Origin of the sequence: Flavihumibacter stibioxidans (assembly GCF_014332695.1) — a bacterium.
Classification (GTDB): Bacteria; Bacteroidota; Bacteroidia; order Chitinophagales; family Chitinophagaceae; genus Flavihumibacter; species Flavihumibacter stibioxidans.
The window spans coordinates 282210-288723 of the sequence record NZ_MBUA01000029.1 but is presented as its reverse complement, the minus strand read 5'-3'; the positions used below and the strand labels follow the sequence as shown (position 1 = coordinate 288723).

Here is a 6514-nt window from a genome sequence, read left to right as displayed (position 1 = left end):
AACGTTCGAGGCTTTGTGCAGGTTGGGGATTTCGAGTTCCGTCTGCTTGTAAACGTCAGCCAAATGTGTAGGTAAAAGTTGATGATTTATTCTTTTGCTCAATAGCGTTCTGTCGAGCTGGAACTTAAGTTAAATAGTAGTACAAAAGTTGATGGCGAATTCCGTCTAGCCCAACTTGCACAAAACCATATGTTGGCTGCTGTTTTATTCTACGTTGTGTACCACAAATACCAATGATCGTCAATTTTTTTCCATTCTATAATTCGTCCACAGTTAGTATATCCTGGGTTAGTATTGTCTTTTGAATATGCAATTCCTACACAGTTATCAAGCATTCCGTCTAATGTAAAAATTACTTCTCCACTTTCAAGTGTGTCAACAGCAGCAAAGCTTAATTGCGGAATTTCAATTTGTTTATTTTCTTGTCGTGCCTTTTCAATTGCTACAACAGTTTCAGTCATTCGAGATTTGTGAATTGAAAAGAATATTTTGTCAGCTGTATTAATAAGCCCATCTCTACAAGTTAAAAATATTGTCACACTAATGGCAGTTGCAATAAAGTAATATAACTTTCTAAATTTTGTCTGTTTTGTCAATAGAAGAATTATCAAACAGCCGATAATAAATAATGCACAAAATCCTATAAGCCCTAAAAAAGTAAAAATGTCTGTGTGTCTGAAAAATAATAATGCAAAAAAATAAGGTGCAACTAAGGAAAGCATTGTAAACATTTCAGTCTTTGTAAGTCGCATTGGTGATTTAAAAGTTTTGATGGTCTTAAAATGATTTCAAATTATTGTGGTCTGTCTAAATAGCAGCCAACGATTGTATTTATGAATTGTCCGCGTATTGCGGATTTTGTATTGTTTTGATTTTCAGGAGAAGTGTTGTTCGTTATCTGGATTGCGCATATGCGCAAATGAAATGGAGTGGTAGGGGTGAGGCGTTTTTGGTTTTACTTTTTTATTGTATAAACCATCGTTCTATTACAGCCCAAAATTCACCGTTTCCGATAGTTCACTTCCTTCCCTTTCTCGCATTGTTCTGCCCATATCCACAGTCTTTCCCCATTCAGTTACCCAATTCACCTCCTCACTTATTCACCCAAACTCCCATTCACCCATTCACTCATTCACCTATGCCCTCTTCTCCCATTCACCTATTCACTCATTTACCTATGCCCTCTTCTCCCATTCACCCATTCACTCATTCACTCATTCACTCATTCACTCATTCACCCATTCACTATTGACCAATTCACTTATTCACCTATTCACCTTTCCAACTGCGGCCCTTGAATAATTCATCCAGTGGATTGATCATGGTAATCAGGTCCTGGCGCTTCACATGCAAATAACGCTCCGTGGTCTTGATGCTGAAATGACCTAATAACTCCTTTATATATCGGATGTCTATCCCCTTCTCCAATAAATGCGTGGCAAAACTGTGCCGCAATACATGAAAACTTACCGCCTTCGATATGCCAGCACGATCCTTCGCCTGGTGAAATACCTGCTGCGCCGAACGACTGGAATAGGGCTGCCCCGGTATGTCTCCCTCAAATAAATATTCCAGGGGTCGCGGACTGGCCTGCGTTAAATATGCCCGCAATACATCCAACAATAATATACTTAAACCCACATACCGATCCTTCTTGCCCTTCGACTGCTCAATCCTGATCTGCATCCGACCACTGTCTATATCCCTGATGCGCAGGTTTACGACCTCACTTACCCGCAGACCGGCACTGTACGCAGTAAATAATAAGGCCTTGTGCTTCAGGTTACTAACGGCGCCAAACATACGCTCCAACTCCCGCTCTCCCATCACCTTGGGCAACTGATCCGGCTTCTTCGGCCGCGGCACCTCCCAGAAAAATTTCTCCCGCCCTAGTACCTGCTCATAATAAAACTTCAACGCATTTAACCTGCTGTGCGCAGTATGCTCACTGATCCCATGCTTCTCCATCACAAATACCATGTACCGCCTGATGTCATCAACGGTCAACTCCTGAACCGGCTTGTTCCTGATTAACTTCAACAACTGCTGGAACTCATTCTTATAGGTCCTGATAGTCGATTCACTGTACGCCTTCAATGTCAATTGCTCCAGAAAACGCCTTAACTCAGCCTTGTTCCCATCACTGATCCAATACATGGGCATCTGCGGCGGCACCACAAACACCTTTTTGGTACTGCGCACCAACCCGCTTTCATCAAGCAACGGCAGGGAAGGATGACTTGCCCCGAAACCCCTGTCCGAAATTTTACCTGCCGGATCGCCTTGAACTGGCCCGTCTTTGGCTGACAATTCATTCACGGGCTCTTCATTTGCAGGAACATTATTCACCGACAAATCATTCACGGGCTCTTCATTTGCAGACCCATCGTTCACAGACTTCTCTTTCACAATCACATCGTTCACTCGCCCATCGTTCACAGACTTATCTTTCCCTGTCACATCTTTCCCAGTCACATATTCCCCGGTCGTAATTTTTTCTTCCATTTCAGTTACCCGAAGCAACCGACCCGGTAACTCCAGCAACTGCTCATGGATCAGCTTTTCCACTTCCGTCTTATCCAGGTCAACCTTCCCGCCCAACGTACCCAGTATCTGCTGGTAACTCTGCCGGGTTAACCCAACATAATAACATCTTTTTCGCTGACTCCACCGCACCCGCGGTATCTTCCTGATTAACTTATTCAGGGAGGGAAGATTGTCACATATCATTCCCACACATAAACGGCCATCGTGCTCCATCGGCCTTAGCATGATCTTCTCCATATCCCACATTTTTATTTTCCATTACTCACAAGAAACGACTGCTTACACCAATGCTTCGCCTCCTCAGTCACACCTGCTGTCTCCAACAGGTTGCCGCGGGCTGCAAATCATTGTCAATAAGGGCATAAAATATCAATTTCCCCCCATTGCACCAATACCCGATGTGTGGAATTTTTACTATCATGAATGATTACCCTAATAAACGAAAAATTTACCGTGAAAACACGGGTAAAGAAAGGGTCTTTTCCCCCTCAGTTGGTCCTGGTAAGATAGATTGTACTTTTCCGCATGCAGTAGATGGGTCGGCGTTTTGCACCCGAAGATCCAAACCCGGAGTTCCAAATTCGGCGTTCCAAACCCGAAGATCCAAACCCGGACTTTCGCGCCATGACTTCCACACCCGGACTTCCCAATCCAGATACCCTCAAAAAATTAAATGAAGTTTCAGTTTATAACAACGCCTCGTATAACACTTCCACAGGATGTAATGCCTTGCGGCCTGTGCCATCCTTGATCTGATGACGACAACTGGTGCCGGGAGCTGCAATTATGGTGTCAGGGGCCGCTGAACGGACTGCTGGTAATAATACAAGCTCACCCACTTTCTGCGACAACTCATAATGCTCCTTCTCATACCCAAAGGATCCGGCCATGCCACAACATCCCGAGGCTATGGTTTCTACCGTATAGTTTTCGGGTAAGGATAAGAGTTGTACTGATGGCGCAACGGATGATAACGATTTCTGCTGGCAATGGCCGTGTAATTTGATGACCCGCTTTTCCTTCGTGAATTGATCCCTGCTGATATTGCCTTTCGCAATTTCACGGGCTATGAACTCGTCGGCCATATACACATGCTGCGCTAATGCTTTCGCCGCCTCCAACTGGTCGTCTTCCGCTAAATCCGGATATTCATCCCTGAAGGTCAGTATGGCCGAAGGCTCCACACCTATCAACGGCGTTTCCTCACTGATCAATGGCCTTAATAAAGAAATGTTTTTCCTGGCAATCTTTTTCGCATCGCGAATCAACCCCTTCGACAACCTCGACCGGCCACTTTCCACATGCTCAGGTACGATTACTTCATAGCCCAGCCGCTCCAGTAACAGGATGGTCTTAATGCCAATGGGCGTATCATTGTAGTTGGTAAACTCATCACAGAATAAATACACCAAACGCGATTTACCTGCAGAGGCAGCTGTCGTCTTTGGCCCAGCTGTTAATGGGGTGCCCGGCTGATTTGAAGATGCCTGGGTACCGGTTCCCCCCATACGCTCACGCTGGTGCCTCTTGTACCAGGCTTTGAGCGTGGTGTCGTGCAATAATGGCATGGACCGCTCAGGTGCAAACCCGGCAAAATTCTTCACCCATTTTGATACCACCCGGTTGGTCATGACGAAATTGTATAGTCCGGGTACAATGGATCCTAAAGCGGAGAACCTGCTGAAATTGGCTATGAGCCTGGATCGCAACGGAACACCATTGGTGTCATAGTATTGCTGCAAAAACTCAGCCTTCAGCTTGGCCATGTCCACATTGGAGGGACATTCACTTTTACAGGCCTTGCAACTCAAACAGAGATCCATCACTTCCTTGATCTCCTCATGGTCAAACCGGTTGAGCTTTTCGGAATGAGTGAGGTACTCCCGTAATATATTGGCACGCGCACGGGTGCTGTCTTTCTCGTTTCGGGTAGCCATATACGATGGACACATAGTGCCACCCGATAAATGACTTTTTCGGCAATCACCCGAACCATTACACTGCTCCGCATGCTGCAACACATCCTGGTTGTGATATCGGAAGACGGTTTTGAATACCGGTGTCTTCTGCCCAGGCTCATATCGCAACATACTGTTCATGGACGGCGTGTCCACAATCTTATTCGGATTGAATATATTCTCAGGATCCCATACCTCCTTGATCTGCTTTAATAACCGGTAGTTTTTCTCACCCACCATCTGCCGGATAAATTCCCCCCGCAAACGGCCATCCCCGTGTTCACCACTCAACGATCCATTGTACTTCTTCACCAGGGTGGCAATCTCCTCGGCAATCACCCGGAACAACCGGTTACCCTCCTCCGTCTTAAGATTGATGATGGGCCTCAGGTGCAACTCACCCGAACCCGCATGCGCATAATGCACGGAATATAAACCATGCTTTTTCAGGATCTCATTGAACTCACGGATATAGGCCGGCAAATCCTCCACATCCACCGCCGTATCTTCAATCACCGGCACGGCCTTGTCATCACCGGGAAGGTTGGACAGCAGACCCAGTCCGGCTTTCCGCAGGGTCCAGATCTTCTTGCTGTCAGCTCCAAACAGTAAAGGGAAATGGTATCCCAGCCCCGCTGCCCGCATCTCAGCTTCTACAGCGGCAGCAAGGGTCATGATCTCGTCCCTGGTTTCTTTGGTAAACTCCACCACCAATATGGCGCCGGGATCTCCCTGCACAAAGAAGCGGTTCTGCACCTGCTCACGGTTATTTTTTGTACACTCCAGTACATAATGGTCTATCAGCTCACTGGCACTGGGCTTGTATTTCAACGCTATCAGGTTGGCACGCAAAGACTCATCAATGGTATTGAAATGCACACAGAGCAAACCAACTTCTTTCGGCGGCAATGGCACCACGTTGAGTTTAATCTCGGTTAAAAATGCCAGGGTTCCTTCAGAACCTGCGATCAGGCTGCAGAAATTAAAATCAGGCTGACCCGCAGTGAAGGGTGCCGTCTCCAGTAACATATCCACGGCATAACCCGTGTTCCGGCGCTCAACCGATTTCTTGGGGAACTCCTTCCTTATTTCTTCCTGGTTGTCATAATTGCTTAACAGGCCCCTCACTGTCTTGTATATACGCGATTCGAGTGTATCGCCTTCGCATTTCTGGTGGAATTCGTCAATACTAACGGTCTTGAATACCGCCTCCGATCCATCGCTCAGCAAAGCCTTCACTTCCAGCAGGTGCTCCCTGGTACTTCGATATACGACTGAATTGGATCCGCAGGAATTATTTCCCACCATGCCGCCGATCATGGCGCGATTGGCAGTGGAGGTCTCCGGACCAAAAAACAATCCATGCGGCTTCAGGAACATATTCAACTCATCACGTATAACGCCGGGCTGTACCCGAACCCATTTCTCATCTGCATTCAGTTCCAGTATCTGCGTGAAATATTTAGACACATCCACCACAATGCCATTGCCCACTACCTGCCCCGCCAGCGATGTTCCTGCAGTCCTCGGTATCAGTGAGGTTTTGTTGGCCCGGGCAAAGGCGATTAGTTGTTTGATATCCTCTTCCGTTTTGGGGATGGCCACCGCCAGCGGCATCTCACGATAGGCGGAGGCATCTGTAGCATAAAGGGTCCGCATCGTTACATCATGATACAACTCTCCCGTTAACTGACGGCCCAGTTGCTCCAGTGCTTGCTTCATTTCGGTGGGTATTTTCGGTCTCAATTCGGCGCAAAAATACTCCATTTCGGGGTATTTGAGGCAAGTGCATGGAGTAGTAAGCAATGAGCCGCTTGCCGCAGTTGATCCAAAGCCCAGGTATATGGGGCAAGCATATGAACTAGCAAGTGATGAGGTTGAAGTGATGAGGCAAGGGTACCATTTACGGTAACAGCAAAATGGGTTCCGGAATTTTGATACCAGAAAAAAACCAGAATATGGATTTGCCAGCGTGCAGGACCCGCCGGCGACAGAAAATGGCCGGGATT

The 6514-nt window shown here is 46.8% G+C and carries 3 protein-coding genes; all 3 read right to left on the bottom strand.

What is annotated here, in order from left to right; all coding sequences use genetic code 11:
- Positions 1–209: 209 nt before the first annotated feature.
- Positions 210–752 carry a hypothetical protein gene (locus BC349_RS18120; protein ID WP_187256050.1) on the bottom strand — a complete coding sequence of 181 codons (543 nt, stop codon included), beginning with the start codon at positions 750–752 and terminating at the stop codon, positions 210–212.
- A gap of 517 nt (positions 753–1269) precedes the next feature.
- Positions 1270–2784 carry a tyrosine-type recombinase/integrase gene (locus BC349_RS20065; protein WP_246457053.1) on the bottom strand — a complete coding sequence of 505 codons (1515 nt, stop codon included), beginning with the start codon at positions 2782–2784 and terminating at the stop codon, positions 1270–1272.
- A 449-nt stretch (positions 2785–3233) separates the two neighbouring features.
- Complete coding sequence (locus BC349_RS18110) at positions 3234–6227, bottom strand: FAD-binding and (Fe-S)-binding domain-containing protein (RefSeq protein WP_187258193.1); 2994 nt, start codon at positions 6225–6227, stop codon at positions 3234–3236.
- Positions 6228–6514 lie beyond the last annotated feature (287 nt).

What these genes read in the sequence shown, in the direction of transcription:
- BC349_RS18120 (WP_187256050.1), bottom strand. Translation starts at nt 752, where the DNA reads ATGCGACTTACAAAGACTGAAATGTTTACAATGCTTTCCTTAGTTGCA.
- BC349_RS20065 (WP_246457053.1), bottom strand. Translation starts at nt 2,784, where the DNA reads ATGGAGAAGATCATGCTAAGGCCGATGGAGCACGATGGCCGTTTATGT.
- BC349_RS18110 (WP_187258193.1), bottom strand. Translation starts at nt 6,227, where the DNA reads ATGAAGCAAGCACTGGAGCAACTGGGCCGTCAGTTAACGGGAGAGTTG.